Genomic DNA, 1451 nt, shown 5'->3' on the forward strand with positions numbered 1-1451 from the left:
CCTATACGATATCCAACGAGAATGGGACCGCATCCGTTCTATTCGCCTATCCAGTCATAGTGGAGGGAACCAAGGTGGGGATTATCCGCTTCTCCAAGGATTTCACCTTGCTCTATGAGCAGAGCACTCAGATTCAGCGTACGATCTTCACGATCGCCATGGCGGTATTCGCAGCGGCCTTCCTGTTTACTTATTTGTTATCCCGTCACATCACTGTTCCACTGGTGAAGCTGTCCAAAGCTTCCTCCGAGGTCATGAACGGTAAGCTTGATACCCGCCTCGCCTTGCGGCGAAAGGATGAGATCGGCAAGCTCGCCAACAATCTGAGTCAAATGATGGAACGTATCCGGGATCAAATCGCCAGAATCGAGAAAGATCGGGATCAGTTAGAGGAGTTGAATCAAGTCCGCAAACAGTTCTTCGACAATATGACCCATGAGCTGAAGACTCCGCTCACAACCATTATGGGGTATGCAACCCTCATCCATRAGAACGAGGCCCAAGATCCCGAGCTGTTCCATAAAGGGATGAGCCACATCAAGGAGGAGAGCCGACGATTGCATGATATGGTATTGGAGCTGCTAGCCATGTCGAAGAAGTCCTACGGGACAGATACAAACGCTCTTGTGGATGCGGGTGTTATTCTGCGGGACGTCTGCGAGACGATGACGATTAAAGCCCAGCGGTATAAAAAGACCATACATTGCCAAACAGATGAAGGCCTATTCGTTCATGGACAAGCCGACAAGTTGCGGCAGCTGTTCATTAATCTGCTCGATAACGCCATTAAATACGGGTACGCCCAGACGGATATTGTGGCGAGTGCCCAACTCCACTCCGACCTGATCCGGTTCACGTTCGCCAATCATGGTCCGACGATTAGCCGCGAGCATCTCAGCAAACTCGTCGAACCCTACTATCGGGCGGAACCCCATTCCCACGAAGTGGATAGCGCTGGACTYGGGCTTAGCATCAGCAAGGGTATAATTGAGGAACATCAGGGAAGCATCCACATTACTAGTAAGCTGGAATATACTCAAGTCTTTATCGACATTCCATATGGAAGAACGGGGAGGAGAAGCGAATGAGAGTGCGTTGGACGGGCATGATCGCGACGCTCTTGACCGTTATGATCTTATTAGGTGGTTGCATGCGGGAGACGAATTCAGAGACGATTATTATCCCGGATATCGAGGATGAGTCACTGGCTAGCGGGGGCAATGAACCATTCGACGTCAAGACGATCTACCGCGTGTTGGACCAAAGTCAAGACAACGGCAACGGCATCCCTCTCGGCTGGATAGATAATGGTTCGTTGTTGAGCGTATTCGGAGAGCGATCAAACATGTCAAGGCTGGACCGCGTGGACTATCCGTATGAATCTCATCTCAAATGGCGTGCCGCGGAAGCGAAACCGGAGTTCATGGCCTTGTCCCCGAACGGTCTATCTC

The 1451-nt window shown here is 51.0% G+C and carries 1 protein-coding gene and 1 pseudogene; both read left to right on the forward strand.

Annotation, left to right across the window (positions count from 1 at the left end; translation table 11 throughout):
• Positions 1–1088: sensor histidine kinase (locus tag AC1DWB_RS35070; RefSeq protein ID WP_477545687.1), on the forward strand; the 1088-nt coding region annotated here is incomplete at its 5' end.
• A pseudogene (locus AC1DWB_RS35075) lies at positions 1085–1451 on the forward strand (hypothetical protein); the annotation flags it as partial. The gene AC1DWB_RS35070 and the pseudogene AC1DWB_RS35075, both read left to right, overlap by 4 nt.

The organism is Paenibacillus sp. P4_E11 (genome assembly GCF_056401635.1).